General features: G+C 66.6%; 23 protein-coding genes and 2 tRNA genes. 13 read left to right on the top strand and 12 right to left on the bottom strand.

All coding sequences use genetic code 11. The features are described from left to right. Positions 1-20: 20 nt before the first annotated feature. From betI to betB, 4 genes are read left to right on the top strand one after another with little or no spacing between them, the layout of a single operon-like run. The gene (betI, locus tag ACEVQ6_RS07520; RefSeq protein ID WP_374888318.1) at positions 21-617 is read left to right on the top strand and encodes a transcriptional regulator BetI; all 597 of its coding nucleotides are present in this window, start codon (positions 21-23) and stop codon (positions 615-617) included. Then, positions 614-2,143, top strand: a complete 1,530-nt coding sequence (gene betC, locus ACEVQ6_RS07515) for a choline-sulfatase (protein ID WP_374888317.1) — start codon at positions 614-616, stop codon at positions 2,141-2,143. The genes betI and betC overlap by 4 nt, the downstream gene beginning before the upstream one ends. A 3-nt stretch (positions 2,144-2,146) precedes the next feature. Continuing rightward, on the top strand, positions 2,147-2,983 hold the full coding sequence (locus tag ACEVQ6_RS07510; protein WP_374888316.1) for a hypothetical protein: 837 nt from the start codon (positions 2,147-2,149) through the stop codon (positions 2,981-2,983). Continuing rightward, complete coding sequence (betB, locus tag ACEVQ6_RS07505; protein WP_374888315.1) at positions 2,980-4,443, top strand: betaine-aldehyde dehydrogenase; 1,464 nt, start codon at positions 2,980-2,982, stop codon at positions 4,441-4,443. The genes ACEVQ6_RS07510 and betB overlap by 4 nt, the downstream gene beginning before the upstream one ends. Before the next feature lie 8 nt (positions 4,444-4,451). On the opposite strand, the gene ACEVQ6_RS07500 is transcribed toward betB, so the two are convergent. After that, complete coding sequence (locus ACEVQ6_RS07500) at positions 4,452-4,817, bottom strand: helix-turn-helix domain-containing protein (RefSeq protein ID WP_374888314.1); 366 nt, start codon at positions 4,815-4,817, stop codon at positions 4,452-4,454. Between the two features lie 6 nt (positions 4,818-4,823). Continuing rightward, positions 4,824-5,177: a type II toxin-antitoxin system RelE family toxin gene (locus ACEVQ6_RS07495; RefSeq protein WP_374888313.1), complete on the bottom strand. Its 354-nt coding sequence runs from the start codon at positions 5,175-5,177 to the stop codon at positions 4,824-4,826. Between ACEVQ6_RS07495 and betA the strand changes: the two genes are divergently transcribed. Further along, a complete protein-coding gene (gene betA, locus ACEVQ6_RS07490) occupies positions 5,155-6,804 on the top strand; it encodes a choline dehydrogenase (RefSeq protein WP_374888312.1) in 1,650 nt (549 codons plus the stop codon). The two genes, ACEVQ6_RS07495 and betA, sit on opposite strands and share 23 nt — an antisense overlap. A 3-nt stretch (positions 6,805-6,807) precedes the next feature. Here the strand turns inward: betA and ACEVQ6_RS07485 are convergent, their stop codons facing one another. Next, positions 6,808-7,284 (bottom strand): DUF2214 domain-containing protein, encoded by a 477-nt coding sequence (locus ACEVQ6_RS07485; protein WP_374888311.1) that lies wholly within the window; start codon positions 7,282-7,284, stop codon positions 6,808-6,810. 3 nt (positions 7,285-7,287) lie between these two features. Continuing rightward, complete coding sequence (locus ACEVQ6_RS07480; RefSeq protein ID WP_374888310.1) at positions 7,288-7,659, bottom strand: DUF6152 family protein; 372 nt, start codon at positions 7,657-7,659, stop codon at positions 7,288-7,290. A gap of 426 nt (positions 7,660-8,085) precedes the next feature. On the opposite strand from ACEVQ6_RS07480, the gene ACEVQ6_RS07475 reads away from it, so the two are divergent. The 4 genes from ACEVQ6_RS07475 to blaOXA all read left to right on the top strand — a co-directional run bounded on the left by ACEVQ6_RS07475 (position 8,086) and on the right by blaOXA (position 12,365). Then, positions 8,086-8,844: a phosphoadenylyl-sulfate reductase gene (locus ACEVQ6_RS07475; RefSeq protein WP_374888309.1), complete on the top strand. Its 759-nt coding sequence runs from the start codon at positions 8,086-8,088 to the stop codon at positions 8,842-8,844. A 35-nt stretch (positions 8,845-8,879) separates the two neighbouring features. After that, positions 8,880-9,833, top strand: coding sequence for a sulfate adenylyltransferase subunit CysD (gene cysD, locus ACEVQ6_RS07470; RefSeq protein ID WP_374888308.1), 954 nt, complete (start codon positions 8,880-8,882; stop codon positions 9,831-9,833). Continuing rightward, entirely contained in the window at positions 9,833-11,332 is a 1,500-nt protein-coding gene (gene cysN, locus ACEVQ6_RS07465) for a sulfate adenylyltransferase subunit CysN (protein ID WP_374888307.1), read from the top strand. Before cysD ends, cysN begins: the two co-directional genes overlap by 1 nt. Positions 11,333-11,558: 226 nt before the next feature. Continuing rightward, complete coding sequence (blaOXA, locus tag ACEVQ6_RS07460; protein ID WP_374888306.1) at positions 11,559-12,365, top strand: class D beta-lactamase; 807 nt, start codon at positions 11,559-11,561, stop codon at positions 12,363-12,365. Positions 12,366-12,530: 165 nt separating this feature from the next. On the opposite strand, the gene ACEVQ6_RS07455 is transcribed toward blaOXA, so the two are convergent. After that, positions 12,531-12,848 (bottom strand): hypothetical protein, encoded by a 318-nt coding sequence (locus tag ACEVQ6_RS07455; protein WP_374888305.1) that lies wholly within the window; start codon positions 12,846-12,848, stop codon positions 12,531-12,533. Between ACEVQ6_RS07455 and ACEVQ6_RS07450 the strand changes: the two genes are divergently transcribed. Next, on the top strand, positions 12,826-13,434 hold the full coding sequence (locus ACEVQ6_RS07450) for a DedA family protein (RefSeq protein ID WP_374888304.1): 609 nt from the start codon (positions 12,826-12,828) through the stop codon (positions 13,432-13,434). The genes ACEVQ6_RS07455 and ACEVQ6_RS07450 overlap by 23 nt on opposite strands. A gap of 174 nt (positions 13,435-13,608) precedes the next feature. Here ACEVQ6_RS07450 and ACEVQ6_RS07445 read toward each other — a convergent pair whose 3' ends face one another. Both ACEVQ6_RS07445 and ACEVQ6_RS07440 read right to left on the bottom strand, forming a co-directional pair. After that, on the bottom strand, positions 13,609-13,815 hold the full coding sequence (locus ACEVQ6_RS07445; RefSeq protein ID WP_374888303.1) for a hypothetical protein: 207 nt from the start codon (positions 13,813-13,815) through the stop codon (positions 13,609-13,611). Between the two features lie 168 nt (positions 13,816-13,983). Further along, positions 13,984-14,060: transfer RNA gene (locus ACEVQ6_RS07440), tRNA-Pro, on the bottom strand. A 438-nt stretch (positions 14,061-14,498) separates the two neighbouring features. Between ACEVQ6_RS07440 and ACEVQ6_RS07435 the strand changes: the two genes are divergently transcribed. Further along, positions 14,499-14,912, top strand: coding sequence for a hypothetical protein (locus tag ACEVQ6_RS07435; RefSeq protein ID WP_374888302.1), 414 nt, complete (start codon positions 14,499-14,501; stop codon positions 14,910-14,912). 328 nt (positions 14,913-15,240) lie between these two features. Here the strand turns inward: ACEVQ6_RS07435 and ACEVQ6_RS07430 are convergent, their stop codons facing one another. After that, on the bottom strand, positions 15,241-15,672 hold the full coding sequence (locus ACEVQ6_RS07430; protein WP_374888301.1) for a hypothetical protein: 432 nt from the start codon (positions 15,670-15,672) through the stop codon (positions 15,241-15,243). 160 nt (positions 15,673-15,832) lie between these two features. Next, positions 15,833-15,907: transfer RNA gene (locus ACEVQ6_RS07425), tRNA-Gln, on the bottom strand. Positions 15,908-16,255: 348 nt separating this feature from the next. On the opposite strand from ACEVQ6_RS07425, the gene ACEVQ6_RS07420 reads away from it, so the two are divergent. Together ACEVQ6_RS07420 and ACEVQ6_RS07415 are read left to right on the top strand one after the other, a co-directional pair. Then, positions 16,256-16,555 (top strand): cupin domain-containing protein, encoded by a 300-nt coding sequence (locus ACEVQ6_RS07420; RefSeq protein ID WP_374888300.1) that lies wholly within the window; start codon positions 16,256-16,258, stop codon positions 16,553-16,555. 8 nt (positions 16,556-16,563) lie between these two features. Continuing rightward, positions 16,564-17,475 carry an MBL fold metallo-hydrolase gene (locus ACEVQ6_RS07415; protein WP_374888299.1) on the top strand — a complete coding sequence of 304 codons (912 nt, stop codon included), beginning with the start codon at positions 16,564-16,566 and terminating at the stop codon, positions 17,473-17,475. Between the two features lie 66 nt (positions 17,476-17,541). Here the strand turns inward: ACEVQ6_RS07415 and ACEVQ6_RS07410 are convergent, their stop codons facing one another. From ACEVQ6_RS07410 to ppdK, 3 genes are all read right to left on the bottom strand, one after another. Continuing rightward, positions 17,542-18,426, bottom strand: a complete 885-nt coding sequence (locus ACEVQ6_RS07410) for a DUF1499 domain-containing protein (RefSeq protein ID WP_374888298.1) — start codon at positions 18,424-18,426, stop codon at positions 17,542-17,544. Between the two features lie 201 nt (positions 18,427-18,627). Further along, positions 18,628-22,029, bottom strand: coding sequence for a beta strand repeat-containing protein (locus tag ACEVQ6_RS07405; protein WP_374888297.1), 3,402 nt, complete (start codon positions 22,027-22,029; stop codon positions 18,628-18,630). A gap of 235 nt (positions 22,030-22,264) precedes the next feature. After that, complete coding sequence (ppdK, locus tag ACEVQ6_RS07400; RefSeq protein WP_374888296.1) at positions 22,265-24,931, bottom strand: pyruvate, phosphate dikinase; 2,667 nt, start codon at positions 24,929-24,931, stop codon at positions 22,265-22,267. Positions 24,932-24,983: the final 52 nt, after the last annotated feature.

Genomic DNA, 24,983 nt, shown 5'->3' with positions numbered 1-24,983 from the left:
TTCTGGACAAGGATAAAGCGATGCCGAAGACCGGAATGGAGCCGTTGCGGCGCAGGGCGCTCGTCGATGCGGCGCTGCGCGTGATCGGCGACCAGGGGACGCTCTCCGTCACCATGGCGGACATCGCCCGCGACGCCGGCGTGTCGGCCGCCCTCGCCCACCACTATTTCGGCAGCAAGGAGCGCCTGCTGCTCGAGACGGTGCGCAGCCTGCTGCGCCAGCTCCGCCAGGACGCGGTGGCGGCGCTTCGGGCCGCGCGAAGCCCGCGCGCGCGGGTCTCCGCCATCATCGCCGTCAGTTTCCAGGCCGACCAGTTCGATCCCGCGACGGTGGCCGCCTGGCTCGCCTTCTATGTCGACGCCCATCGTTCAGACGAGACGCGCCGCCTGCTGACGCTCTATGCGCGGCGGCTCCGTTCCAATCTCGTCTCCAGTCTCCGCCCGCTCTCAGGCCGGGCGGAAGCGGCACGGATCGCCGAAGCGGCGGCGGCGATGATCGACGGCCTCTATATCCGCCGCGCGCTGAATTCCTCGCCGCTGACGAGCGCGGAGGCGATCGCGCTGACCGACCGCTCCATCACCCTGCATCTGAACGCCCTCGAAGGACAGCGCGCATGACCGCCGACCGGCCGAACATCCTGATCCTCATGGTCGACCAGCTGAACGGGACCTTCTTTCCGGACGGCCCGGCCGATTTCCTGCACGCACCGAACCTGAAGCGGCTCGCTCAGCGCTCGGCCCGCTTCCGCAACACCTACACCGCCTCGCCGCTCTGCGCGCCGGCCCGCGCCTCCTTCATGGCAGGCCAGCTGCCGAGCCGCACCGAGGTCTACGACAACGCCGCCGAATACGTCTCCTCGATCCCGACCTTCGCCCATCACCTGCGCCGCGCCGGTTATTACACGGCGCTCTCCGGCAAGATGCATTTCGTCGGGCCGGACCAGCTGCACGGATTCGAGGAACGGCTGACCACCGACATCTATCCCGCCGATTTCGGCTGGACGCCGGATTACCGCAAGCCCGGCGAGAGGATCGACTGGTGGTACCACAACATGGGCTCGGTCACCGGCGCCGGCGTCGCCGAGATCACCAACCAGATGGAGTATGACGACGAGGTCGCCTTCCTCGCCAACCAGAAGCTCTACCAGCTTTCCCGCGAGGCCGACGATGCCGGCCGCCGTCCCTGGTGCCTGACCGCCTCCTTCACCCATCCGCACGACCCCTACGTGGCGCGGAAAAAATTCTGGGATCTCTATGAGGACTGCGCCCATCTGATGCCCGAGGTCGGCATGCTCGACACGCAGGATCCGCATTCGGCCCGCATCCTGCACTCCTGCGATCATGCCAGCTTCGCGATTGCCGACGAGGATGTCCGCCGCTCGCGCCGCGCCTATTTCGCCAACATCTCCTATCTGGACGAGAAGGTCGGCGAACTGATCGACACGCTGACGCGCACCCGCATGCTCGACGACACGCTGATCCTCGTCTGCTCCGACCATGGCGACATGCTCGGCGAGCGCGGATTGTGGTTCAAGATGAACTTCTTCGAGGGCTCGGCCCGGGTGCCGCTGATGATCGCCGGGCCCGGGGTGAAGCCCGGCCTGCATCTCGCGCCGGTGTCCACGCTCGACGTGACGCCGACGCTCTGCGATCTGGCGGGCATCTCGATGGACGAGGTGATCCCCTGGACGGACGGGGAAAGCCTCGTGCCCGTCATCAACGGCGCGGCGCGGGTCTCGCCGGTGCTGATGGAATATGCGGCGGAAGCATCCCACGCGCCGCTGGTCGGCATCCGCGAGGGCAAGTGGAAATACATCCATTGCGACCTCGACCCGGAGCAGCTCTACGACCTCGATGCCGATCCGCGGGAGCTCGACAACCTCGCCACCTCGGACGCTCCGGTGATCCGCGCGACGCTCGACGCCTTCCGGCAGATGCGCGAGGCGCGCTGGGACATGGCCGCCTTCGACGCGAGCGTGCGCCAGAGCCAGGCGCGCCGGTGGATCGTCTACGAGGCGCTCCGGAACGGCGCCTATTATCCCTGGGACCACCAGCCGCTGCAAAAGGCCTCCGAACGCTACATGCGCAACCACATGAACCTCGATACTCTGGAAGAATCGAAACGTTATCCGAGGGGAGAGTGAGGCATGCGGAAAACCAGGAAGCGCGAGGGGCCGCGCAAGGCCATTTTCCACGAAGGCGGTTTCGGACCGGATATCGACAGCCCGGCCGATGACCTCGTCAGCGAGGCCTGGGATGCGGAGACCGCGGCGCAGCGGGTGAAGCTCGCGCGCAAGGCGATCGACGTCGATCTCGACGCGCTCGACGCCTACAACATCCTCGGCATCCATGCGGCGACCCATGGCGAGCGGATCGCGCTGTTTCGCGAGGCGGTGCGGATCGGCGACCGGCTGTTTGCGACCGTGATCGCGCAAAGCGCCGGGGACGAGGAAGGACTCTGGGGCTTTCTCGGCATGCGGCCGTGGATGCGCGCGCAGCACAATCTCGGCCTCGCGCTGGTGCAGGCCGGCGACCGCCCCGAAGCCATCGACGTGTTCAAGCGCCTGAAGGGCTTCAATCCCGGCGACAACCAGGGCATCCGCATGCTGCTGCTGCAGATGGCGGCGGAGGACGGCGACTACGGCACCTGTAAGGTCCTCTTCGCCGACTATCCGGACGACTGGTCGATCGAATTCATCGCGACGCGCCTGCTCGTCGATATCGCCACACGCAGGAAGATCGATTTCGCCGCGCATGTTGCCGCGATCGACGAATGCAACGCCCATGTGCTGCCGGCACTTGCTATCGCCGCCCGCGGCGGCGCATGGCCGAGGCCGCCGAAATCGGACTTCGTCGCCGCCGGCAGCAAGGAGGCGGCGGCGATCTATCTCGACGCCTTCAAGGCCGCCTGGACGCGGCAGCCGAAACTCCTCGAAACATTCTTGCAGGCCCACGAGGCCCGGACGCCGGAGAACCGCGCATGAAAGCCCAGCCGAAAGCCTCGCACTTCATCGACGGCACTTATGTCGAGGACATGGAGGGCGCGCCGTTCGACAGCGTCTATCCGGCGACCGGCGAAGTCATCGCCAAGCTGCGCGCCGCGACGCCGACCATCGTCGAGATGGCGGTCGCGGCGGCGAAGCGCGCCCAGCCGGAATGGGCGGCAATCAGCCCGACCGCGCGCGGCCGCATCCTCAAGCGCGCCGCCGAGATCATGCGCGCGCGAAACCGGGAGCTTTCCGAGCTCGAAACGCTCGACACCGGCAAGCCGATCCAGGAGACGATCGTCGCCGATCCGACCTCGGGCGCGGATTCGCTCGAATTCTTCGGCGGCATCGCGCCCGCCGCCCTCAACGGGTCGCATATCCCGCTCGGTGGCGACTTCGCCTATACGAAGCGGGCGCCGCTCGGCGTCTGTGTCGGCATCGGCGCCTGGAACTATCCGCAGCAGATCGCCTGCTGGAAGGCGGCCCCCGCGCTTGCCGCCGGCAATGCGATGGTGTTCAAGCCCTCGGAAATGACGCCGCTCGGCGCGCTGAAGATCGCCGAGATCCTGATCGAGGCCGGCCTGCCCAAGGGCCTCTTCAACGTCATCCAGGGTGACCGCGCCACCGGGCCGCTCCTCGTCAACCATCCGGACGTGGCAAAAGTGTCGCTGACCGGCTCGGTGCCGACGGGGCGCAAGGTGGCGGCGGCCGCCGCCGGATCGCTGAAGCATGTGACGATGGAACTCGGCGGCAAGTCGCCGCTGATCGTCTTCGACGACGCCGATCTCGACAGCGCCGTCTCCGGCGCCATGCTCGGCAATTTCTATTCGACCGGCCAGGTCTGCTCGAACGGCACCCGCGTCTTCGTGCAGAAAGGCATCAAGGACGAGTTTCTCTCCCGCCTGAAGGCGCGCACGGAAAAGATCGTCATCGGCGATCCCATGGACGAGGCGACCCAGCTCGGCCCGATGGTGTCGAAGGCGCAGCGCGCCAAGGTGCTGGAGTATATCGCCAAGGGCCAGGCGGAAGGCGCGCGGCTCGTCACCGGCGGCGCCATCCCGAATTCCGTGCCGGCGGAAGGCACCTACATCCAGCCGACCGTCTTCGCCGACGTCACCGACCGGATGACCATCGCCCGCGAGGAAATCTTCGGCCCGGTCATGTGCGTGCTCGACTTCAAGGGCGAGGACGAGGTGATCGCGCGCGCCAACAGCACCGAATTCGGCCTTTCCGCCGGCGTCTTCACCGCCGACATCGCCCGCGCCCACCGCGTTGTCGACCGGCTGGAAGCGGGCACGCTCTGGATCAACACCTACAATCTCTGCCCGGTGGAAATCCCCTTCGGCGGCTCGAAGCAATCCGGCTTCGGCCGGGAGAATTCGGTCGCGGCACTGGAGCACTATACCGAGCTGAAGACGGTCTACGTCGCCATGGGCACGTGCGAGGCGCCGTATTGATGGGCGCCTCAGTCCGGCTCGACATCGACGACAAGATCGTCGAGATCGACGCGGAGCGCCTTGGCGATGCGCTTCAGCACGTCGACCGAGCCTGTCTTCTTGCCGTTCTCGATCTCGGAGAGGTAGGGCTGCGAGATGCCGGCGGCCTCTGCGAGTTCGGTGACGGTCATGCCCCTGTAGGTGCGATAGGTGCGGATGCGGCTGTCGGTGCTCAGGAGTTCCACGACGAGTGCGTGCGGCCACGTCTCCTCGCCGGCGGCGACCCGTGCCATGATTTCCGCAGCCTGAAAGCCATCGACCAGATCCTCATAATCCTTCTCGCTCAGAAGAACGTAGTTCTTCCCGTTGATGGTGATTTTCTGAGCGTCGCTCATCTGACGTCATTCCTTGGAGGTGCCACCGCGAGGACCGGCATCGATCACCATGACAACCATTCCCTTGTCGTCGATGATGACCCGATCCTGACCGACCCGCATGCGGTGGAATTCGCTTCCCTTCATCTTGCGGATATCAACCACGGCGCCGAGCGCATAGGCTTCGAGTTTCGCGATGATGGCCGCGTTACGCTTCGGCTGCAGGCGCGCCAAGCGCTTCACGGCAGCAGGCGAATAGCCGATCCGCTTCATTCGCCAACCATCCATATAAGCGATATTTTCCGCAACCAGACCATACACGCCCTTGCGGCTGCAGCGGACACGAGGCACTGATATCATGACCAGCGCAGACTTCATCATCGTCGGCTCCGGATCGGCCGGATCGGCGCTGGCCTACCGGCTCTCCGAGGACGGGAAGAACACCGTGCTGGTGCTCGAGTATGGCGGCTCGGATTTCGGGCCGTTCATCCAGATGCCGGCCGCGCTCGCCTGGCCGATGAGCATGAAGCGCTACAACTGGGGCTATCTTTCCGAGCCCGAGCCGAACCTCAACAACCGCCGCATCACCGCGCCGCGCGGCAAGGTGATCGGTGGCTCATCCTCGATCAACGGCCTCGTCTATGTGCGCGGCCATGCCGAAGACTACAACCGCTGGGAAGCGCTCGGCGCGCGCGGCTGGAGCTACCAGGACGTGCTGCCCTATTTCAAGCGGATGGAAACCTCTGACGGCGGCGAGGAGGGCTGGCGCGGCACGGACGGGCCCTTGCATGTCCGGCGCGGGCCGGCGACCAATCCGCTGTTCCATGCGTTCCTCGATGCCGGAAAGCAGGCCGGCTTCGAACTGACCGAGGATTACAACGGCTCCAAGCAGGAAGGTTTCGGCCTGATGGAGCAGACGATCCACAATGGCCGGCGCTGGTCGGCGGCGAACGCCTATCTGAAGCCGGCGCTGAAGCGGCCGAACGTCTCGCTCATACACTGCTTCGCCCGTCGTATTGTCGTGGAAAATGGCAGGGCCACCGGCGTCGAGATCGAGCGGGCCGGCCGGATCGAGGTGGTGAAGGCGAACCGGGAGGTGATCGTCTCGGCCTCCTCGTTCAACTCGCCGAAGCTGCTGATGCTGTCGGGCATCGGCCCGGGTGAGCACCTCAAGGACATGGGCATCGAGGTGAAGGCCGACCGGCCCGGCGTCGGCGCCAACCTGCAGGACCACATGGAGTTCTATTTCCAGCAGGTCTCGACCAAGCCGGTGTCGCTCTATTCCTGGCTGCCCTGGTTCTGGCAGGGCGTGGCGGGCGCGCAATGGCTGCTCTCCCGCACCGGGCTCGGTGCCTCGAACCAGTTCGAGGCCTGCGCCTTCCTGCGCTCGGCGCCGGGGCTCCGCCAGCCGGACATCCAGTATCATTTCCTGCCCGTCGCCATCTCCTATGACGGCAAGGCGGCGGCGAAGAGCCACGGTTTCCAGGCCCATGTCGGCTACAACCTGTCGAAGTCGCGCGGGCATGTGACGCTGCGTTCGGCCGATCCGATGGCCGATCCGGTGATCCGCTTCAACTATATGAGCCATCCGGAGGACTGGGAGAAATTCCGCCACTGCGTGCGCCTCACCCGCGAGATCTTCGGCCAGAAGGCCTTCGATCCGTTCCGCGGCCCCGAGATCCAGCCGGGCGAAGGCGTGCGGACGGACGAGGAGATCGATGCCTTCCTGCGCGAGCACCTCGAAAGCGCCTACCACCCCTGCGGCACCTGCCGGATGGGCGAGCGCGACGACCCGATGGCCGTCGTCGACCCGGAGACGCGGGTCATCGGCATCGAGGCCCTGCGCGTCGCGGACTCATCGATCTTCCCGCATGTGACCTACGGCAACCTCAACGGCCCGTCGATCATGACCGGAGAGAAGGCCGCCGACCATATCCTCGGCAAGCGCCTGCCGCGCTCCAACCAGATCCCCTGGCAAAACCCGCGCGCGGCGGTCAGCGACCGGTAGGCGTCAGAGAAAGCCGATCCAGCGCCCCGCAAGCACGGCCGCGACCCAGACGACAAGGGAGAGGATCGCATGGATCCGCAACCTCACGGAGACGGGGCCGCCCGCCAGCACCCGGCTCCAGTCACCACCGAAACGGATGGCGGCCGCGTTGGCGAGACCGAGGGCGGCCAGGCCGATCTTTGCCAGAAAGGCCGAATTGGACGCATACTCCGCCGGCCGCACGCTGAAAAGCGCAAGTCCGGTGACCACGGCGCAGGCGACGCCGGTCGCCGCGACACGCGACAGGAAGGGTGCGATGACGCGGAGCGGCACGGCGCGCAGGGCACCGGCCAGCCGCAGGTCGAGCGGCAGGATCGCGCCGACGATCAGCCCGATCGACAGGATGTGCGCCGCGTTGATCACGAGATAGGCCGTGGCGGACGCACGCAGGAGCCTGGCGGGTTCGCTGGCCGCCAGCGCGTCGAGGAAGGGCAAGAGCACGGATCATTCCGTGTGGATGCGTTCCGGATAGACGTCGAAGGCCTTGCCGGCGATCGTGATCCGCACCGCCTTCATCCGCCTCTCGCCGGCCTGCAGCGCGCGGTTGCCGAGGACGACGACCGGGTCGCCGGGCCTCGCCGATTCCTCGGTGAAGCCCGCGCGCTCGGTCTGGCGCGGATTGCCGAGCTCGATCCGCCACACACCGTCCGAGGCGGTTTCCACTTCCAGTGACGGATGCGGCGGTGCGACGACGACGCTCAGGATCGTGCCGCTCAGTTCCGTCTGCTCGTCCTCCGCCCAGTTCCAGCCATGATGGGCGACGGCACCGCCGGCCGCGAATGCCGCCGTCGCCACGACGCCGGCTGCCAGGGTCATTCGCATGCACACCTCCCTTGGTCGAAACGCTCCCCTGCGATCTGTGTCGCGGGTGGCTTGCGAAAAGGGGTGCTCAAGTTTTGTTGATGCGCATCCGCCGGGACGTGAAGGAGCGGCGCCGGTTGGAAGCAGAACATCGCTCGGAAAATAGCCCGCCGGCATGCGGGCGGCAAAGTTTAAATAAGTCAATCTACTGATTTACTATAATTTTTGCCGAACTTCCTCGGCGTGGTCATATTTGCTCAAGGCCCGCGCCAATAGAAACCGCTTTTGCTGTTTCTTTGCCTTCGCGGCTGCGATAGTGGCTCGCATCGGGTGGCCGCCATGTCCGTCGTTGCGACGGCAGGGTGGCCTTTCGGTTCTACGAACGGATGCGTGCTGCGCGGCAGCGCCGCATGGTGTCCGCGCCAGACAGGAATTGCCGTCATGTCCGCCGACAGTCTTGAAGACACCGCCCTGGCGCTCGACCGCCAGCTCTCCTCCCTCACGCTCGCAGAACGTCTCGCGCTCATCGCCTGTCGCGGCGGGCGGGCGGTGTTCACCACGTCTCTCGGCATCGAGGACCAGGTGATCACCGACGCGATCGGCCGGCACGCGCGTGCCATCCGCGTCGCAACGCTCGACACCGGCCGCCTCTTCAACGAGACCGTCGCGCTGATCGAGCGCACCGAGCAGGCGACGGGGATCATGATCGAGCGTTTTCATCCGGAACAGGCCGACATCGACGCCTATGCGGCGCGCTACGGGCTGAACGGCTTCTACGAGAGCGTCGAGGCGCGGCATGCCTGCTGCGGCGTGCGCAAGCTGAAGCCGCTGGCGCGGGCACTCGAAGGGGCCGACTACTGGATCACCGGCCTTCGCCGCGGTCAGTCCGGCGCAAGGGCGGAAACGCATTTTGCCGAGGTTGACGCCGAGCGCGGCCTGATCAAGGTCAATCCGCTCGCCGATTGGGATATCGAGGCGATCCGCGCCTATGTTCTGGCGAACGACGTGCCGGTCAATCCGCTGCATGCGCGCGGCTATCCCTCGATCGGCTGCGAGCCCTGCACCCGCGCCATCAAGCCGGGCGAGCCCGAACGGGCCGGCCGCTGGTGGTGGGAGAACGACGAAAAACGCGAATGCGGCCTGCACGTGCCCGAAGCCGCTTCGACCCTTCTGCCCGAGGCCGCGAGTGCCAGCCATTGAGCCCGCAGCCCGTCCCGCTCTTTCGGAGACCCGACATGTCTGAAACCCGTCCGGAAACGGAACTCCACAACCCGCAGAGCGTCAAGCCGCCGCTCGATCCGCACCTGAAGGCGCTGGAGAACGAGGCGGTGCACATCTTCCGCGAGGTCGCCGCCGAGTTCGAGCGGCCGGTAATGCTCTATTCGGTCGGCAAGGACTCCTCCGTCCTGCTGCATCTCGCCCGCAAGGCCTTCTATCCCGGCCGCGTGCCCTTTCCGCTGCTGCACGTCAACACCGGCTGGAAATTCGCGGAGATGATTTCCTTCCGCGACCGCATCGTCAAGGAATACGATCTCGACCTGATCGAGCACATCAATCCGCGCGGCAAGGCCGAGAACGTGACGCCGTTCACCCACGGCTCGGCGCTCTACACCGACATCATGAAGACGGAATCACTGCGCCAGGCGCTCGACGCCGGCCAGTATGACGCCGCCTTCGGCGGTGCGCGGCGCGACGAGGAGGCGAGCCGCGCCAAGGAGCGCATCTATTCCTTCCGCACTCCCGACCATCGCTGGGACCCGCGCAACCAGCGCCCGGAACTGTGGAACATCTATAACGGCATGATCAGAAAAGGGGAAAGCGTGCGCGCCTTCCCGCTGTCGAACTGGACCGAGGTCGACATCTGGCGCTACATCCAGGCCGAGGACATCCCGATCGTGCCGCTTTATTTCGCCAAGAAGCGCCCCTTCGTCGAGCGCGACGGCATGATGATCATGGCCGAGGACCCGCGCCTCGAACTCCTGCCCGGCGAGACGAGACAGGAAGGCGTCATCCGCTTCCGCACGCTCGGCTGCTTCCCGCTGACCGGCGCGATCCGCTCGACCGCCACCACGCTCGACGACATCATCGCCGAACTCGAAACCGCCACCGTCTCCGAGCGGCAGGGCCGCGCCATCGACCGCGACCAGTCCGGCTCGATGGAAAAGAAGAAACGCGAAGGATATTTCTGATGACCGCCTCCCCGAAGACCGCGGCCGTTCCCGCCGAGGACGCGGCCCATCGCCCCGCCGCCGGGCTGCACCCTGTCACCCGCGACACGCGTCCGCTGCGCCTCATCACCTGCGGCAGTGTCGACGACGGCAAGTCGACGCTGATCGGCCGGCTGCTCTGGGACACCAAGGCGGTGAAGGAAGACCAGGCCGCGACGCTGAAGCGCGATTCCTCCGGCAAGCAGAACGATCTCGGCCTGCCCGACTTCGCGCTGCTGCTTGACGGCCTGCAGGCCGAGCGCGAACAGGGCATCACCATCGACGTCGCCTACCGCTATTTCGCCACAGACAAACGCTCCTTCATCGTCGCCGATACGCCCGGCCACGAGCAGTATACGCGCAACATGGCGACCGGCGCCTCGACCGCCGATCTCGCCGTGCTTCTGGTCGACGCCCGCGCGGGCCTCCTCGAACAGACGCGCCGCCACGCCACGATCGCGACGCTGATGGGCATCCGCCAGTTCGTTCTGGCGGTGAACAAGATCGACCTGACGAACTACGATCGCGCCCGCTTCGACGAGATCAGCCACGAGTTCCGCGAGCTTGCCCTGTCGCTCGGCGTGCGCCAGGTCACCGCGATCCCGGTCTCGGCGCTGAAGGGCGAGAACGTCGTCTATGACGGCCGCGCCTCCATGCCCTGGTATGACGGCCCGACGCTGGTCGAGGTGCTGGAGCTTGCGACGGTGCGCTCGGCGCAGACGGTCGGCTTCCGCCTGCCGGTGCAGCGCGTCTCGCGCCCGGGCGAAAGCTTCCGCGGCTATCAGGGCACGGTCGCCGGCGGCGCGGTGAAGCCGGGCGATTCGGTCGTCATCCTACCCTCCGGCATGGTCGCCAACGTGACGAAGATCGTTACCTTCGACCTCGTGCGCAACGCGGCGGTCGCCGGCGACGCGATCACGCTGGTGCTCGACCGCCAGGTCGACGTCGCGCGCGGCGACATGATCGTCGCGATCGACAGCCAGCCGCAGACCGGCCTTGCCTTCGACGCGCAGCTCGTCGCGCTGCAGCCGGGCGGCATCGAGCCGGCCAAGCGCTACTGGCTGAAATCCGGCAGCCGCCGCCAGCGCGTCGTCGTGCAGCCGACGAGCCAGCTCGACCTGAAGACGGGCAAATGGGCACCCCATTCCGAAACGCTGGCGATGAATGCCATCGGCAAGGTGCATCTCGCGTTCGACGAACAGGCGGTCTTCGACCCTTATGAGCAGAACCGCACCACCGGCGCCTTCATCCTGATCGATCCCGACACGAACAATACGGTGGCCGGCGGCATGATCCTCGGCAAGCGCGCCAATGTCGGCGGGCTTAATGCCGGCAATGCCCGCGTGCTGCTGTCGCTGCCGGCGGACCTCGCCGACCGCCTGCTCGCCTCCGAGGTTTTCGCCGACCGGCGCGACGAGGTCGAGGTGCGCCGCATCTCGACGGCCCGCGCGCAGGAGATCCTCGACGGCCTCGACGGCTGACGCGCCGTCAGAGCCGCCCGCGCTCCGCTGACGGGGACGCGGGCGGAACCGGACGGGCGGCCGGAGGACCGCGCGGCGGCACGGCCCGCCTGTCGCGCGGTTGCGTCCCCGGCGCGTCCGCGCGACGGCTTCCAGTCTCCTCACGCATGCGCACTGCCGCTCCGGCCTTGCCTTGAGAATACCGCGAAGCTCCGGTTGATGGCCGAAAGACCGTCAGGGAGCTCTCATGTCCTCACGCCGCATTGCCGTCCTCCTTCTTCTGTGCCTGCCCTTTGCCGCCCCGGCATCCGCGCGCGAGATCTGCACGCTGGTCGCCGATACGGATACGGGCGCGGTGCTGATCGAGGACGGCGACTGCGCCCGCCGCGTGACGCCCGCCTCCACCTTCAAGATTGCGCTCGCGCTGATGGGCTATGAGTCCGGCTTCCTGAAGGATGCCCACGCACCGCGGCTCGCCTATCGCAAGGGCGACGCCGATTGGGGCGGGGCAGCCTGGAAACAGCCGACCGATCCGCGACACTGGCTCGAGCATTCTGTCGTCTGGTACTCGCAGCGCATCACCCATGCGCTCGGCAGCGCGGCGTTCGAGCGCTATGTCCGCCGGTTCGACTACGGCAACGCCGACGTCTCCGGAGATCCGGGCAAGGCGAACGGGCTCGACCGCGCCTGGATCGCCTCGTCGCTGGCGATCTCGCCGCGCGAGCAGGTTGCCTTTCTGCGGAAGCTCGTCACCGGCAGCCTTGATGTCGGCAAGCCGGCCATCGCCGCAACGCTGGACGTTGTCGAGCGCCGCCACCTCGTGGACGGTTCCAGCGTGCAGGGCAAGACCGGCATGGCCTATCCCCGCGACGCGCGCGGCCGTTTCGACCGGGCGCATCCGTGGGGCTGGTATGTCGGCTGGGGCAGGATCGCGGGCCGTTCCGTCGTTTTCGCCCGGCTGATCCAGGAGGAGGCGCGCCAGCCCGGCTCGGCCGGCGCCCGGGCCCGTGATGCCCTGCTGGAGGCGCTGCCGGCGCAGCTCGCCGGCCGCTGATACCGGAAATGCGCCTCAGGCCTCCGTTTCTGCTCCCGAGAAGAGGAAATCCGGCGATTTCGACCTCGCCACCGGCTCGACACTCCCGCGCCCGCGCCCCATATGGAACCGCGGTCCGCACAATCCATGCAATGAGGAAGGGAGCGATTGTCGTGCAAGCCGGCGTCACGGAACGGGGTGACGGCCTTCGCCCGACAGCGATGCGGATCTCTGAACAGGTCTCGCCGGCGCATGCAGCCGTGTCGCGAAAAGACGGGCGTGGAGATAAATGCCTCCGGCATCGAAGCGAAGCTGGACGATCGCGACAGGTTTCAGCGCATCATCCGACCGGAGGGACACGAGGATCGGCGCGCTTGTGCTCCAAAGAAAATCCCATGGCGCACCGTGCCGGTTCGACAGGATCGAACAGCGCTTTGGCAGCCCTATCCCTTCGACCCGTCCTTTCTTCTCGCGAGGCGTGATGGAATCCTTCGTCCAGGCCATGATGACGTCGCTCGGCCCTTTCGGCATCGCGCTCTTGATGTTCCTGGAGAACATCTTCCCGCCGATCCCGTCCGAACTGATCATGCCGCTGGCGGGGTTCCGCGCGACGCAGGGCGACATGTCGATCGTCACGGTCATCCTTTCCGGGACGATCGGGTCGCTCGCGGGCCTCGTGCCGTGGTACTATGCCGGCAGGGCGCTCGGCGAGGCACGGCTGACGCGGCTGGCGGCGCGGCACGGGCGCTGGCTGACGCTGACGCCCGCCGACATCACCCGTGCCAACCGCTGGTTTCGCGACAGGGGACCGCTCGCCGTCCTCTTCGGCCGGCTGGTCCCTGCGGTCAGGACGCTGATCTCGCTGCCGGCCGGGATCGCGGCGATGAGCCCGCCCGTCTTCCTCGCCTTTTCCGCCGTCGGCACGCTGCTCTGGACCTCGGCGCTGGCACTGTCCGGCTACCTGCTCGGCCAGGCCTATGACACGGTCGCGGCCTATGTCGATCCGGTGTCGACCGCCATTCTGATCCTGATGGTCGGCCTCTATGCCTACCGCGTCGCCACCTTCAGACCGGAGGGGGACGCGCACTAAAGCATGTAGCGATCTTTCAGATTCGCTCGTACGCTTTAGGTCTTTGTTTTTACGCGTGTCTCGCAAAACCGATGCACGCTTTTGCGAAACACGCTTTAGCTGCGGCGGGAGAGACAGCCCCGCCTGCCCTGATCAGGCGCGGAAGCGGGGACGACCGGCCCCGCTTCCCGGGCCTTACTCCGTCGTTTGCTGCTGGACCTGCGTTCGCTGCTGCTTCAGAAGCACCACGTCCTTGGGCGCCTCGTCGGCAGGCACGCTCGCCGTCGTCATCGTCCGGTCGACGTCGACGGAGGCATTGACCTTGTTGTGATAGCTGCATTCGGCGAAGGCGGCCGAGGCGGAAAGGCCGAGAGCGGCGGTGAGCACGAAAAGTCTGGTCATCGTCCCATTCTCCGTTGAGGGTGCACGGGACAAAGCCTAACCCGGAGCGTCCGGAGGCCGAAATCACGTTTGCGGCACTGTCGGGCGAAGAGACGACGGCAAGCCGCGGCGCCAGCGGGCGTGCGGCGTCATCATAGACAAAAATAAGTTTTAAATCAGGGGATTGACTGGTCGGAGTGGCAGGATTTGAACCTGCGACCCCGTCGTCCCGAACGACGTGCGCTACCAGACTGCGCTACACTCCGTGACCAGCGGCGCCTCTATAGAACAGCCGTTTTGTTTCCACAAGCGGCAAAAGGAGGTTTTTGACGGAGTCGTGAAACTTTTGCCCATGACACCCGGACCGCATCCGGGACATCCCGATCAAACCTCTGATAAGCCTCGCGATTGTTCCACCCTTGACCAGAGCGCGGCGGGCGTGGCGCAAATCCCATAGCGGTGCAAAATCGCGATGTCCGTCGTCCTGCGCAATTCTCATCGCCGTGGTTTGACGCTAAAGCGTGTCGCGATCTTCCAGATTCGCCCGCACGCCCCAGGCCTTCGGTTTTACGCATGTCTTTTCGCAAAACCGCTGCACGTTTCCACGAGACGGGCTTGAAGGCCGAGGGCGGACGCTGGCGCCACCACGCCGGGGCAAGCGCGGCGCGCGATTCTCTGCCATCCGCATATAGAGGGACAACGACATGAATTTCCGCATGATTGCAGCCGGCGCCTCGACGCTGGCCCTGACTCTGGCGCTGACCGGCTGCACCACGGTCGGCCTTTCGACCAACGCCGTCGAAACGCGATGGAACGGCAAGCCGGCCGGCATGTTCTTCGCCAAATACGGCCCGCCAGCCTCCGACGTCGAGAGCGGCGGCAGCACGGTCTACGCCTGGAAGGGCGGCTACAAGACCAGGCGCATTCCGGCGGAATACGAAACGCTGAAGAACGGCAAGCGCGGCAAGCGACTGAGCCCTGCCCGCACCGTCTCTCTGAGCTGCTCCGTCCAGATCACCGTTTCGGAAGACTACATCATCCGCTCCGTCCGCATCCTCGGCGACCGCAAGAGCGATGCCGGCCAATCCTATTGCGAGGAATTCCTCGGACGGGACTGACGGGTTCCGGTGCATGGCAGGCGGGCGCCGCCAGACACGTCGCCCGCCCAGTCCTTGAAGCTCCCCATGCCGGGCACGCCGCAGCTTGATGTCGTGCAGGTCTCGTGAACGACCGAGGGCCTGCGGTTAAGGCAGAGCCCGATGCCAGAGAACCTCAGGGAGATTTGCGCGATCCCGGTGAAGAATAATGCTGATCTTCGGAAAGTCCTGCATCGGTCAAACGTGGCAGAAAGGCGAACAGATCTCGATCGGCAGACACTCTGCTTGCAGGAACTCGGCCTGAGCCTCGGCAATACGCTGATCGATGCGTGTATGATGGGCTTTGCCACTACCGTATGCCATTTTCAAGAAACGCCGCATCGTATCGGTCAACGATTCCCTGGACCCATGGGGGTATGCGCGATGCAGTGATGCGCCATTCCTGAAAATCACGTACTGCTTTGTCCCAGTCGGGAAAGCTTTCCGCCGCGGCAATTTTTATCTTGTTTTCCTCTGTTTGCCTCATCAACGCCAATGCGAATGATTGCTGCTCATCCAGAAATTTCACCACGGTCAGATGTATTTCAGGATGATCTATTGCAATCTGAGACGCCAGCCGTTTCAGGCGCGGTGTCGCCAACGACAGAATATCGAGTGTGCGGCCAACGTCACCGGCAACCTCGGCATTCAGGCGCGCCACCTCAGCCCGCCTGTCGCTCTGATGCATGGCGCGATCACTGCGGATGCCGATCAACGCAAGCAGCCAAGATATGAAATCCATATGACCTCCCCAACGCCTCGCTCTTAAGTTGCGCAGAAATCTAGGGATTGGCAAGAGGCGTGGAATAGTCACATGGTCTGCGTGGATTACCCACCAAGTTGTAACACTTAGCGCCGTTTAATGACTCGCAAATATTTAATTTCATTGAATAAAATAGAAATGGCTGGGGCGCCTGGATTCGAACCAGGGGATGGCGGTACCAAAAACCGCTGCCTTACCGCTTGGCTACGCCCCAACGCGGCCGGCCGCTGCCTGCGGGCCTTGCGCTGTCCGGCGCGTGATAGCAAAAGCCGTCACGGCCGACAATCGCTTTGTCGGCCGGGACGGCGAATTTAAAAGGCCGCACGGCGCTTCAGGCCTGTCCGGCGAAGACGGACTCAGGGACATGCCCTCTCCCTCTGACTTGTCGTCGGGCCCGGGCGCCAGCTCCGATGCGGATTGGGCCGCAGATGCGCCGGTCCCTCCCCCTTCAACAGACAAGGCGGGGATTGGCCTTTGCGGCGTTTCCCGCCGCGCCGAACTGCGCTAGGGTCCGGCAAGATCGGCGCGGCATCGCCGCAGCAAGCGCGTTCCGGAGACCACCATGCCCTATTCCGCCCGGCCACCGGCCATGCCCACCCTGCTTCTCGAGGACGACAAGGTGCGCGTCACCCGCTGGGATTTCGAGCCCGGCGCGGCGACGGGCCACCATGTCCACGGCCTCGACTATGTGGTCGTCGCCATGACGCCCTGCGCTTTCCTGATCGAGGAGACGGCCGGCGCGCGCCGGGTCGACATCGCTGAGGGCACGGTTTACCGCCGGGATGCCGGCGTCGAGCACAATGTCGTCAATGCCGGCGACGCGCCGATGGCCTTCATCGAGATCGAGTACAAGCAGAGCTGACCGGACGCATGGAGACGCCCGAATTCGAGCTGGCCTTCGAGCCCCGCCACGGACGGCCGGTGCGCGTCGCGGCGGGTGTGCTGCGCGTCACCGCGCCTAATGCGGGCCCGTTCACCTTCCATGGAACGAACAGCTACGTCGTCGGAGGAAAGGACGTCGCGGTCATCGACCCCGGTCCCGACGACGCCCGCCACTTCGCCGCCCTCGTTGCCGCGATCGAGGGCCGGCGCGTCCGCCTTATCCTGGTGACCCACACCCACCGCGACCATTCCCGCCTCGCCCGGCGCCTCGGCGCGCTGACCGGCGCGCCGGTTCTGGCGGAAGGCCCGCACCGGTCGGCGCGCCCGCTCCATGCCGGCGAGACCAACCCGCTTTCGGAGGGCGCGGACACGGATTTCGTCCCCGACCGGACGATCGCCGACGGCCAGCGCCTCGTCTTCGGCGACGATGCGCTGACGGCAGTCGCGACGCCCGGCCATGCGGCCAATCACCTCGCCTTCGCGCTCGACGGCGCGGCGCGCATCCTCTTTTCTGGCGACCATGTCATGGCCTGGTCGACCACCATCGTCGCACCGCCGGACGGATCGATGACCGATTATCTCGCCTCGCTCGACCGGCTGATCGCGCGCGACGACAGGCTGCTCCTGCCCGGCCATGGCGGGCCGGTCACGCGGCCGCAGACCTTTCTCCGGGCATTGAGGGCGCACCGCCGCCTGCGCGAACGCGCCATCCTCGAACGCGTCATCGCCGGAGACGGCAAGATCGGCGCCATCGTCCGCGCGCTCTATGCGACGACGGATCCGCGCCTGCATCCGGCCGCCGCCCTCTCCGTGTTTTCCCATCTGGAGCGCCTGGTGGAGAGCGGCGCCGTTGCGACCGACGGCCCGCCCGCGCTCGACGGGCATTACCGCCCGGGCTGATCCGGGAGATTCCGGCCGGAGCGCGGACCTGCCGACCGCAGCCGGATGCCTGGCCCGCCTTGCCCGTCAGTCGCCGGCGATCCCGAGCAGCTTGGCATCCAGCGCCCGCAGGAACCGGCCGGCGAAATCCGCGCCGAGCCCGAGACCGTGCCGGCCGAAGCGCGGCGCGATGCGCATGTCGACCAGTGTCGTTTCCGCGTCCTCCCGCAGGCGAAAGACCACGTCGTAGCGAAGGCCGACGAGGGGCGTGCGCCACTCGCCCTGGAGGAGGGCCTCGCGCGGCTGGCCGATGGCGGCGAGATCGCCCGGAAGCACGGGGCGGGCGCTCGGGACCGGCACCGTGTCGGGAAGCGGCTCTCCCGCCTCGCTCGCAGGCGTTCCGGCGGGGGGCTGCGCAGGACCGTCCGTGCTCTCTTCGGCTTTCCGAAGCACGACGCCGTTCTCCTGCGCCACCTGCCGCAGGTCGGAGAGGACGCGGTCGAGGCCGCCATCATAGCGCCGGCCGATCAGCTCGGGATAGGCCTGCGCCTGGGCCGCGTGATCGGCGGCAAGGCTTGCCGGCGTCGTCGCCGCGACAGCAAGGGGTGGAACGACCCAGGCGGGCGGATCGGCGGTGTCGCTGCTGACGTCGTGGATCGCCGGCCGCAGGAGGAAGGCCGCGAGGAAGAAGCCGGCAAAGGCCAGCGGCGGCGCCGCGTAGAGCAGGGCCGCGAGCGAGGCTCGCCCTCCCTTCGCCGCGACCTGCCAGAGCCGGACGAGACCGACGACGGCGAGCAGGCAGGCGGTCGCGGCGATCAGGGCCGTGCCGATGGCGATGCCGAGGAACTGCGCCGTCGGTAGGGCGCCGAAACGGTGGAGGCCGAGCGCGACGAGGAAGATTGCGCAGGCGAGCCTTGCCAGGATGCGCGCCAGCGAAGCGGATCGGGAATGCGGGCGCTCGTAGCGGATCATCGGCTTCCGGATGTCGCGCCGCCCGCACGGGCGGCGAGGGTCATGGCTCGCGCGACTATAGGCGAAATCGCCCGCCGCGCGAAAGCCGCCGCAAAGGTCGGTTCACAGGCATTGCGCAACGGACGCGGTCGCCGTCGCGACCCGCTGTCTTCAGGGAAATCGCGGCGGAGACGTTCCGTCCGCCGCGACGCGGGCCCCATGTCAGCCGATGATGAAATCGGCGTGGCCGAGCAGGGCCTTGTTGTCGAGGATCGCGAACGTCACGGCGGAAAAGGCCGCACCGCTGCCGTCCCGATCGAAGGAGAGCACGCCGGTCGAACGATTGTAGAGGATGCGGTCGCTGTCGTCGACGGTGGCGCCGGCAACGCCCAGGTCCTTGAACGCCGCCTCGCCGAGCCCGCCGGCGGAAAGGCCGGTGAAGATGGCGGAGGACAGGCGGATCGTGTCGTCCTGCGCGGCGTCGAAGTCCGTGATCCGGTCCACATTGCTGCTGCCGAGCGCCGTGGAGAAGACGAAGGTATCGAAACCGCCGCCGCCGGCCAGCACGTCCCTGCCCGCGCCGCCGTCGATCAGATTGTTGCCGACATTGCCGGTGATGGCGTTTGCCGCGCTGTTGCCGGTGCCGTTCACCGGTTGCGCGCCGAGGAGGACGAGATTTTCGAGCGCCTGGCCGGCAAGCGAGAAACTGACATAGGAGCGGACGGTGTCCGTTCCCTCGTTCTTCGCCTCGATCACCCGGTCGCGGATGTGATCGACGATGTAGATATCATCACCGCCCTTGCCCGCCATCAGGTCGGCACTGCCGCCGCCGTCGATGAGGTTGGCGGCGGAATTGCCGGTGATCGTGTTGGCGCCGCTGTTGCCGCGTGCATTGATCGCGGCCGTGCCGGTCAGCGTCAGGATCTCGATTTCCTGCCCCTCCATCGAGAAGGTGGCGGAGGCCAGCACGGTATCGGTCCCACCGCCGCGCGTTTCCAGCACGACGTCGCGAATGTGGTCAACGATGTAGGTGTCGTTGCCGAGGCCGCCGACCATCACATCGACACCGATACCGCCGTCGAGGATATTGGCCGCGGCGTTGCCGGTGATCCGGTTGGCGCCGGAATTGCCCGTTCCGTTGATCGCCGTGGTTCCGGTCAGCACCAGGTTCTCGATCGCCTGTCCCGCCAGCGAGAAGCTGATGGAACTGTTGACCGTATCGGTGCCCTGGTTGCTCGCCTCGATCACGCGGTCGCGAACGTTGTCGACGAAGTAGACGTCGTCACCCTCCTTGCCGGCCATGAGATCAGCGCCGACGCCGCCGTCGATGATGTTGGCGGCGGCGTTTCCGGTGATCGTGTTCGACCCCGAATTGCCGGTTCCGTTGATGGCGGCGGCGCCGGTCAGGACGAGGGCCTCGAGCGCCTGCCCCGCCAGCGAGAAGCTGACGGACGCGTTGACCGTGTCGGTGCCCTGGTTCGCGGATTCGTAGACGCGGTCGCCGGCATTGTCGACGACATAGGTGTCGTTGCCGGTCCCGCCATACATGCGGTCGGCGCCGGCGCCGCCGTCGATCGAGTCGTTGCCGCCGAGCCCCGTCAGCGTGTTCGCCGCGCGATTGCCCTTGATGACGTTTGCGATCTCGTTGCCGGTGCCGTTGATCGCCGCCGTCCCCATCAGCGTCAGGTTCTCGAAGACGCCTTCGGAGCTCGCCACCGAGAGCAGGGCATAGGTGTAGAAAGACCGGACCTCGTCGATGCCGCCGGCATTCGCTTCCGTGATATAGTCGTTGGTGCCGCCGGCGCTCTGGATATAGATATCGTTGCCGAGGCCGCCGCGCGCGGCGGCGCCGCCAGCGCCGAGGTCGAGCGTGTCGTTGCCGTCCTGGCCGTAGAGATAGTCGTAGCCGGCGCCGCCGATGAGCGTGTCGTTGCCGGCGCCGCCGTCGAGATTGTCGCTGCCGCCATTGCCCGTCAGCGTGTCGTTGCCGCCATAGCCGGAAATCGAATCGTTGAGGTCGCCGGTGGTGATCCGGTCATGGCCGGAGCCGGTGTCGATGTCGAAGCTTTCGACGCCAGTGACGGTCGTGCCGTCGCCGACGAGCGTGGTGACGCCGGACGGTCCGGTGAAGGCGAAGGTCAGGCTCGCCTTCGCCTTGGTACGGTCGAGCGTCAGATAGTCGGTGCCGGCGCCGCCGTCGATCGTGTCGCGGCCGGCATAGGAGGCGATCGTGTCGTCGCCTGCCCCGGCATCGACCCGGTCGTTGCCGCCGACGTCGTTGTAGTCGTCGGCATAGATGTAATCGTCGCCGCCGCCCGAGGAAATGTCGTCGGAACCGTGGCGGCCGTAGATCGTGTCACGGCCGTCGCCGGCGGTGATCGTGTCGTTGTCGGCGCCGCCATCGGCGAAATTCGAGCCGCCCCGAAGCAGGATGGTATCGCTGCCCGCGCCGCCATAGACCGTATCCGACCCCTCGCCGGCATCGACGGTGTCGTCGCCGGCGCCGGTGTCGATCCGGTCGTCGGCGTCGGCAGTGGTGATCCGGTCATGGCCGGAGCCGGTGGCGATGTCGAAGCGCTCGACATTGACGACGGTGGTGCCGTCGTTGACAAGCGTCGTCACCGCGCCCGTCGCGGTGACGACGAAGGTCAGCGAGGCAGTGGCGGAACTGCGGTAGAGCGCCAGATCATCGAAATCGGCGCCGCCATCGATCGTGTCTGCCCCGCCGCGCGAGGTGATGTAGTCGTTGTTGGCGCCGCCGTCGAGGATGTCGTTGCCGGTCGGATCGTTGGAGTCGCCGTCCGTGATCGTATCATCGCCGCCGCCGCCGTGGATCTCGTCGTTGCCGCCCTCGCCATAGAGCGAGTCCGCCTCGTCACCTCCGTCGATGAAATCGTTGCCGAGTCCGGCATAGACGGAATCGCGACCTGCGCCCGAGCGGACCGTGTCGTTGCCCTCGCGGGTGGTGATCTGGTCGGCGCCGCCGCCGGTGACGATCGTGTCGTTGCCGATGCCCGTGGTAATGCGGAAGGTCTCGACGCCGGTGACCGTCGATCCCTCGCCGACGAAGGTCGTGACCGCGTCGACGGAGACGAAATTGAAGGTGATTCCCGTCAGGACGTAACTGCGGTCATACTCCAGGGAATCGTTGCCGAGCCCGCCGGAAATCGTATCCCTGCCACCGTATGACGAGATCGTGTCGTTGCCGTCATCGCCGTAGAGCGTGTCGCTGCCACTGGCGTCGTTCCACGCGCCGTCGACGATGTAATCGTCATTGCCGCCGCCATAGATCGTGTCGTTGCCGGCCTCGCCGTAGAGCGTATCATAGTCATCGCCACCATAGAGGGTGTCGTTGCCGATGCCGCCATAGGCGCTGGCGCCGCCTTCGCCGGCATAGAGCGTGTCGTCGCCGGCCTCGCCGTAGAGATAGTCGCGGCCGGCACCGCCATGGATCGTATCCTTGCCGCCGCCGCCATAGATGACATCGCCGCCGCCATTGCCATAGATCAGGTCGTCGCCGGTATCGGTCGTGGTGTCGCCACCCTGGGCCCAGCCGTAGATATAGTCGCCGTCCTCGGTGCCGTCGCGCCGTTCGCTGCCGTTCGTGCCGTAGATCTCAGCCATTCCGTCCCCCAGGGCATGGCCGGCGGCCCGCGCCGCTCCGGCCTGCGTCATCATCGCGTTCGTGTCGTCCGGGCGGGCGTCGCGCACGGAAGGCCCATCGGCCCGCGTCTCAGCCAGGCACGCCAAGCCTGTCGTTCCGTCGCGGGGACGCACACATTTCTACGCCGGTCCCGCACCCTTCGGAAGGACCAGATTTGGTTTCTTTAGAAATTGTTGACCTTATGATAAATGCCGGTCAGCCGCCCTGGCCGATCGCCGCCTGGGCGGCGGCGAGCCGGGCGATCGGCACGCGGAAGGGCGAACAGGAGACATAGTCGAGCCCCGCCTCCTCGCAGAAGCGGATCGAGGTCGGGTCGCCGCCATGCTCGCCGCAGATGCCGAGCTTCAGCCCGTTCTTCGTCCGCCGGCCGCGCTCCGAGGCGATCCGGATCAGTTCCCCCACCCCGTCATAATCGAGTTCGACGAAGGGATCGCGGCTGACGATGCCCTTCTCGATATAGGTCTGCAGGAAGCGGGCGGCGTCGTCGCGGGAGATGCCGAAGGTGGTCTGGGTCAGGTCGTTGGTGCCGAAGGAGAAGAAATCGGCGGCCTCGGCGATGCTGTGGGCCTGAAGGGCGGCGCGCGGCAGCTCGATCATCGTGCCGACCAGATATTCGATGCCGATGCCGGACTCGTCGATGATCTCGCGCGCGACGGCGTCGATGACGCCCTTGACGTAGTCGAGCTCGGCGCGAAGGCCGACGAGCGGCACCATGATCTCGGGGACAACCGGCGCGCCGGTCTCGCGCGCGGCGTCGACGGCGGCCTCGAAGATCGCGCGCGCCTGCATCTCGGCGATTTCCGGATACGAGATCGCCAGCCGGCAGCCGCGATGGCCGAGCATCGGATTGAACTCGTGCAGCGCATCGACCCGGCGGCGCAGCGCCGCCGGCTCCATGCCGAGGCCGAGGGCGACATCGGCGATCTCGGCGTCCGTCTTCGGCAGGAATTCGTGCAGCGGCGGATCGAGCAGGCGGATCGTCACCGGAAGCCCGTGCATGATCGAGAAGAGGTCGGCGAAATCGGAGCGCTGCATCGGCAGGAGCTTCGCCAACGCGGCCCGGCGCCCCTTCTCGTCCTCGGCGAGGATCATTTCGCGCATGACGTTGATGCGGGCGCCCTGGAAGAACATGTGCTCGGTGCGGCAGAGGCCGATGCCCTCGGCGCCGAAGGAACGGGCCGCGCGGGCATCCTGCGGCGTTTCGGCATTGGTGCGCACGGTCATGCGCCGCGCCGCGTCGGCCCATTGCATGATGCGGCCGAAATCGCCGGACAGCTCCGGCTGCAGCATGGCGATCCGCCCTTTCAGCACCTGGCCGGAGGAGCCGTCGATGGTGATGAGGTCGCCCTTGTTGAGCACGATCGGGCCGGCGATGATCTGCTCGTTGCGCAGGTCGACGCGGATGTTGCCGGCGCCCGAGACGCACGGGATGCCCATGCCGCGGGCGACGACCGCCGCATGGCTGGTCATGCCGCCGCGCGTCGTCAGGATGCCTTCCGCCGCATGCATGCCGTGAATGTCCTCGGGGCTGGTCTCGATGCGCACCAGGATGATCTTGCGCCCCTCCTTTTCCGCCGCCACCGCCTCTTCGGACGTGAAGACGATCTCGCCCGTGGCCGCGCCCGGCGAGGCCGGCAGGCCGGAGCCGATGATGTCGCGGCGCGCGCGCGGGTCGATCGTCGGATGCAGCAGCTGGTCGAGGGCGGCGGGATCGATGCGGGCGACCGCCTCGTGGCGGGTGATCAGGCCTTCCTCGGCCATGTCGACGGCAATCCGCATCGCCGCCTTGGCCGTCCTCTTGCCGGAGCGGGTCTGCAGCATCCACAGCGTGCCGCGCTCGATGGTGAACTCGACGTCCTGCATGTCGCGATAATGCCGCTCCAGCCGCTCGCAGATGGCGGAGAAGCTGGCAAAGGCCTCCGGCATCAGCTTTTCCATCGACGGCCGGTCGCCGCCCGACGCCAGGCGCGCCGCTTCCGTGATGCTCTGCGGCGTGCGGATGCCGGCGACGACGTCCTCGCCCTGCGCGTTGACGAGGAACTCGCCGTAGAGCGCCTTCTCGCCGGTCGAGGGATTGCGGGTGAAGGCGACGCCGGTCGCCGACGCATTGCCGAGATTGCCGAAGACCATCGCCTGGACGTTGACGGCCGTACCCCAGGCGGCGGGGATATCGTGCAGATGGCGATAGGTGATGGCGCGCGCGTTCATCCAGCTCGAGAAGACGGCGGCGATCGCCCGCCACAACTGTACCTCGGGGTCCTGCGGGAAGGGCTCGCCGAGCGCCTCCTCGATCGCGTCCTTGTAAAGCTGGACGACATGCTGCCATTCGACGGCGGAAAGCTCGGTGTCGAGCTCGTGGCCGAGGCGGGCGCGCTCGTCCTCCAGGATTTCCTCGAACACCTCGTGGTCGAGGCCCATGACGACGTCGCCATACATCTGGATGAAGCGGCGGTAGCTGTCCCAGGCAAAGCGCGCATCGCCGGCATCATGGCCGAGCGCCTGCACCGAACGGTCGTTGAGGCCGAGATTGAGCACGGTGTCGAGCATGCCGGGCATGGAGGCGCGCGAGCCGGAACGCACCGAGAGCAGAAGCGGCTTCCTCGTGTCGCCGAAGGTGCGGCCGGTGATCGCCTCCATGCCCGCGATCCCGGCGCGGACCTGATCCTTGAGCCCCGGCGGCAGCGCCTTGCCATGGGCATAGAACCAGACGCAGGCATCGGTGACGATCGTCAGTCCCGGCGGCACCGGCAGGCCGAGACTGCACATCTCGGCAAGATTGGCGCCCTTGCCGCCCAGCCTGTCGCTCTCGCCAGCGCCACCTTCGGCTTTTCCCCCGCCGAAAGTGTACACCCACTTGGTCATCGCCCTTCTCCACCCGGAACTGATGTTTCAGAGGTTTAGCGCAAATGCACGT

Origin of the sequence: Ensifer soli, assembly GCF_041928815.1 — a bacterium.
GTDB lineage: Bacteria > Pseudomonadota > Alphaproteobacteria > Rhizobiales > Rhizobiaceae > JBHFEI01.
Note: the sequence above shows the minus strand (reverse complement) of the source record. Positions and strands in the feature narration are given on the sequence as shown.

What these genes read in the sequence shown, in the direction of transcription:
- ACEVQ6_RS07415 (WP_374888299.1), top strand. Translation starts at nt 16,564, where the DNA reads ATGGAGACGCCCGAATTCGAGCTGGCCTTCGAGCCCCGCCACGGACGG.
- blaOXA (WP_374888306.1), top strand. Translation starts at nt 11,559, where the DNA reads ATGTCCTCACGCCGCATTGCCGTCCTCCTTCTTCTGTGCCTGCCCTTT.
- ACEVQ6_RS07500 (WP_374888314.1), bottom strand. Translation starts at nt 4,817, where the DNA reads ATGAGCGACGCTCAGAAAATCACCATCAACGGGAAGAACTACGTTCTT.
- ACEVQ6_RS07410 (WP_374888298.1), bottom strand. Translation starts at nt 18,426, where the DNA reads ATGATCCGCTACGAGCGCCCGCATTCCCGATCCGCTTCGCTGGCGCGC.
- ACEVQ6_RS07420 (WP_374888300.1), top strand. Translation starts at nt 16,256, where the DNA reads ATGCCCTATTCCGCCCGGCCACCGGCCATGCCCACCCTGCTTCTCGAG.
- ppdK (WP_374888296.1), bottom strand. Translation starts at nt 24,931, where the DNA reads ATGACCAAGTGGGTGTACACTTTCGGCGGGGGAAAAGCCGAAGGTGGC.
- ACEVQ6_RS07510 (WP_374888316.1), top strand. Translation starts at nt 2,147, where the DNA reads ATGCGGAAAACCAGGAAGCGCGAGGGGCCGCGCAAGGCCATTTTCCAC.
- betI (WP_374888318.1), top strand. Translation starts at nt 21, where the DNA reads ATGCCGAAGACCGGAATGGAGCCGTTGCGGCGCAGGGCGCTCGTCGAT.
- ACEVQ6_RS07475 (WP_374888309.1), top strand. Translation starts at nt 8,086, where the DNA reads ATGTCCGCCGACAGTCTTGAAGACACCGCCCTGGCGCTCGACCGCCAG.
- ACEVQ6_RS07430 (WP_374888301.1), bottom strand. Translation starts at nt 15,672, where the DNA reads ATGGATTTCATATCTTGGCTGCTTGCGTTGATCGGCATCCGCAGTGAT.
- ACEVQ6_RS07450 (WP_374888304.1), top strand. Translation starts at nt 12,826, where the DNA reads ATGGAATCCTTCGTCCAGGCCATGATGACGTCGCTCGGCCCTTTCGGC.
- betA (WP_374888312.1), top strand. Translation starts at nt 5,155, where the DNA reads ATGACCAGCGCAGACTTCATCATCGTCGGCTCCGGATCGGCCGGATCG.
- ACEVQ6_RS07455 (WP_374888305.1), bottom strand. Translation starts at nt 12,848, where the DNA reads ATGGCCTGGACGAAGGATTCCATCACGCCTCGCGAGAAGAAAGGACGG.
- ACEVQ6_RS07445 (WP_374888303.1), bottom strand. Translation starts at nt 13,815, where the DNA reads ATGACCAGACTTTTCGTGCTCACCGCCGCTCTCGGCCTTTCCGCCTCG.
- ACEVQ6_RS07435 (WP_374888302.1), top strand. Translation starts at nt 14,499, where the DNA reads ATGAATTTCCGCATGATTGCAGCCGGCGCCTCGACGCTGGCCCTGACT.
- betC (WP_374888317.1), top strand. Translation starts at nt 614, where the DNA reads ATGACCGCCGACCGGCCGAACATCCTGATCCTCATGGTCGACCAGCTG.
- cysD (WP_374888308.1), top strand. Translation starts at nt 8,880, where the DNA reads ATGTCTGAAACCCGTCCGGAAACGGAACTCCACAACCCGCAGAGCGTC.
- ACEVQ6_RS07480 (WP_374888310.1), bottom strand. Translation starts at nt 7,659, where the DNA reads ATGACCCTGGCAGCCGGCGTCGTGGCGACGGCGGCATTCGCGGCCGGC.
- ACEVQ6_RS07495 (WP_374888313.1), bottom strand. Translation starts at nt 5,177, where the DNA reads ATGATGAAGTCTGCGCTGGTCATGATATCAGTGCCTCGTGTCCGCTGC.
- betB (WP_374888315.1), top strand. Translation starts at nt 2,980, where the DNA reads ATGAAAGCCCAGCCGAAAGCCTCGCACTTCATCGACGGCACTTATGTC.
- cysN (WP_374888307.1), top strand. Translation starts at nt 9,833, where the DNA reads ATGACCGCCTCCCCGAAGACCGCGGCCGTTCCCGCCGAGGACGCGGCC.
- ACEVQ6_RS07405 (WP_374888297.1), bottom strand. Translation starts at nt 22,029, where the DNA reads ATGGCTGAGATCTACGGCACGAACGGCAGCGAACGGCGCGACGGCACC.